Here is a 2,663-nt window from a genome sequence, read left to right as displayed (position 1 = left end):
ATGAAGAAGGCCTATCCCGGCCACGCCAAGCGCGTGATGATGGGCGTCTGGAGCTATCTGCGGCAGTTCATGTACACCAAGTGGGTGATCGTCGTGGACGACGACATCGACGCCCGCGACTGGAAGGATGTCATGTGGGCGCTGTCGACCCGCATGGACCCGGCCCGGGACATCACCCTCGTTGAGGGCACCCCCATCGACTATCTGGACTTCGCCTCGCCCGAGAGCGGCCTGGGCTCCAAGATCGGCCTGGACGCCACCAACAAATGGCCCCCGGAAACCCACCGCGAGTGGGGTGAGAAGCTCGACATGGACGAGGCCACGGTCGCCCGGGTCACCGACCGCTGGGCGAGCCTCGGCCTCCCGCCCCTCAAGGGCTGATGGGCGCGCCGCAGGCGCTGGAAAGATCAACCACGAAGGTCACAAAGAGCACAAAGGTCAGCGCCGACCCTTGGTGTCCTTCGTGCTCTTCGTGGTGAATTGTCTCCGCGCTGCGCGCTGGAGTCAGGCCGCCAGCGGCGGGGGCCTCCGCCCCGCAGCGATGGACGAGAGGGCGTTGAGGGCGAGGCCGGCCTTCCCCCTTGCCCTGGGGGCGTTTTCACAGTCCAACTGCGGCCCTTGCGCGGGGGCGCGGGGCGTCAGGGGAGTTGAGACATGAATCTGGTGACATCGGGACACGCCGCAGCGCTCTGGACGGGCCTTCACCTCTTCCTCCTGCTGACCCTGTCTCTACTGGTTGTCCGCCAGCGACAGCGTCACAAGGTGGCCTTTGGCGATGACGGCATTCCGGAACTGGCCCAGGCCATCCGCGCCTTTGGCAACGCCACGGAATATGTCCCGGCCGGGCTGATCGCCATCGGCGTCCTGGCCCTGGTGGACGCGCCGCCGCTGGCTGTCCACATCGCCGGATTGGTGTTGTTCTCTGGCCGGGTGATGCACGCCATCGGCCTGTCCCAGAGCGGCGGCGCCTCCTTTCCCCGTGCCATTGGGGTCACCCTGACCTGGATCTCCTACGTCTTCGCCGGCGTCGCCCTGCTCTTCTTCGCCATCGCCTGAGGTCCTGCGGCGCGCTTGCCCGAGGGCCTGAGGTTCGCCATATGGCAGGCATGGATCAAAACCTGCTCGCCGAGCTGATCGCCGCCGCCCGCAAGGCCGGCGCCGATGCGGCCGAGGCCGTCACCGCCGAACGCCAGTCCCTCTCCATCTCCGTCCGGGCCGGCGCCCTGGAAGAGGTCGAGCGGGAAGAAAGCCGCGACCTGGGCCTGCGGGTCTTTGTGGGTCAGCGTCAGGCCACGGTCTCGGGCTCGGACCTGTCCCCAGAAGCGCTCTCAAAGCTGGTTGATCGCGCCGTCGCCATGGCGAAGCTGGCGCCCGAAGACCCCTATGCCGGTTTCGCGCCGGCCGAGCGCCTGGCCAAGGGCCCGCACCTCGATCTTGACCTCTATGACCCCACCGAGCTTTCCCCAGAGACCCTCGAGGACCGCGCCCGGGCCGCCGAGGCCTCCGCGCGGGCGGTTCAGGGTGTGGTGAACTCCGACGGCGCCACCGCCGGCTGGTCGACCGCCAAGTGGCTGATCGCCACCAGCCACGGCTTTGTGGGCTCCCATCAGGCCTCAGGCTTTTCCCTGGGCGCCTCGGCCATCGCCGGCGACGGCCAGACCATGGAGACCGGCTATGACGGCCGTTCCGTACGCTGGCATGCCGACCTGCCTGGCCCTGAGGGCATCGGAAACGAGGCCGGACGCCGGGCCGCCGCGCGGCTGGGCTCGCGCAAGATCGGCTCGACCACCGCGCCGGTGATCTTCGAAAACCGTCTGGCCATGTCGATCATCAGCCCGATGATCAACGCCATCGCCGGCCCCTCCATCGCCCGGGGCTCCTCCTTCCTGAAGGACAAGCTCGGCCAGTCGGTGTTCGCCCCAGGCGTCACCATCACCGATGACCCGCACCGCCGCCGCGGCCTGGGCTCCAGCCCCTTTGATGACGAAGGCGTCGAGACCCGCGCCATGGACCTCATCGATAAGGGCGTGCTGACCACCTGGCTCCTGAACTCCAGCTCGGCCCGGCAGCTTGGCCTGGAGACCACGGGCCACGCCTCCCGCGGCCTGGCCGGGCCCCCGGGCGTGGGCGTGTCCAACCTGACCCTGCAGCCGGGGACCGAGGACCAGGCGAGCCTGATGCGCAGCGCCGGCAATGGCCTGCTGATCACCTCCATGTTCGGCCCGTCCCTGAACGGCAACACCGGCGACTGGTCGGTGGGCTGCTCGGGCTTCTGGTTCGAGGACGGCGAACTGGCCTATCCGGTCAGCGAAATCACCGTGGCGGACAATCTGATCGAGATGTACGCCCGACTCGTCCCGGGGTCCGACCTTGAGATCCGCGGATCATCCAATGCGCCGTCCCTGCTGATCGACGCCCTGGCGATCGCCGGCAAGTGAGCCCGAGCCCCGCCCAGGACCTGGAGCTTCTGGTCGCCGCCGCGGTGGAGGCCGGGACCCTGGCCCTGGACCTGCGGGCCCGGGGGCTGAAGATCGCCTGGAAGGAAGGCAATTCGCCGGTCACCAACGCCGACTTCGCCACCGACACCCTGTTGAAGACCAAGCTCGGCCAGGCGAGGCCCGACTATGGCTGGCTGTCGGAGGAGACCGCCGACGATCTCGCAC

The 2,663-nt window shown here is 68.5% G+C and carries 2 protein-coding genes and 2 pseudogenes; all 4 read left to right on the top strand.

Annotated features, from left to right (window positions below):
- A pseudogene (locus Q7V15_RS00245) lies at positions 1–381 on the top strand (UbiD family decarboxylase domain-containing protein); the annotation flags it as partial.
- A 273-nt stretch (positions 382–654) separates the two neighbouring features.
- Positions 655–1,056: an MAPEG family protein gene (locus Q7V15_RS00240; protein WP_304752712.1), complete on the top strand. Its 402-nt coding sequence runs from the start codon at positions 655–657 to the stop codon at positions 1,054–1,056.
- Between the two features lie 50 nt (positions 1,057–1,106).
- On the top strand, positions 1,107–2,438 hold the full coding sequence (locus tag Q7V15_RS00235) for a TldD/PmbA family protein (protein ID WP_304752709.1): 1,332 nt from the start codon (positions 1,107–1,109) through the stop codon (positions 2,436–2,438).
- Positions 2,435–2,663 (top strand): annotated as a pseudogene (locus Q7V15_RS00230) (3'(2'),5'-bisphosphate nucleotidase CysQ); the annotation flags it as partial. The gene Q7V15_RS00235 and the pseudogene Q7V15_RS00230, both read left to right, overlap by 4 nt.

Origin of the sequence: Phenylobacterium sp. (assembly GCF_030651755.1) — a bacterium.
GTDB lineage: Bacteria > Pseudomonadota > Alphaproteobacteria > Caulobacterales > Caulobacteraceae > Phenylobacterium.
Note: the sequence above shows the minus strand (reverse complement) of the source record. Positions and strands in the feature narration are given on the sequence as shown.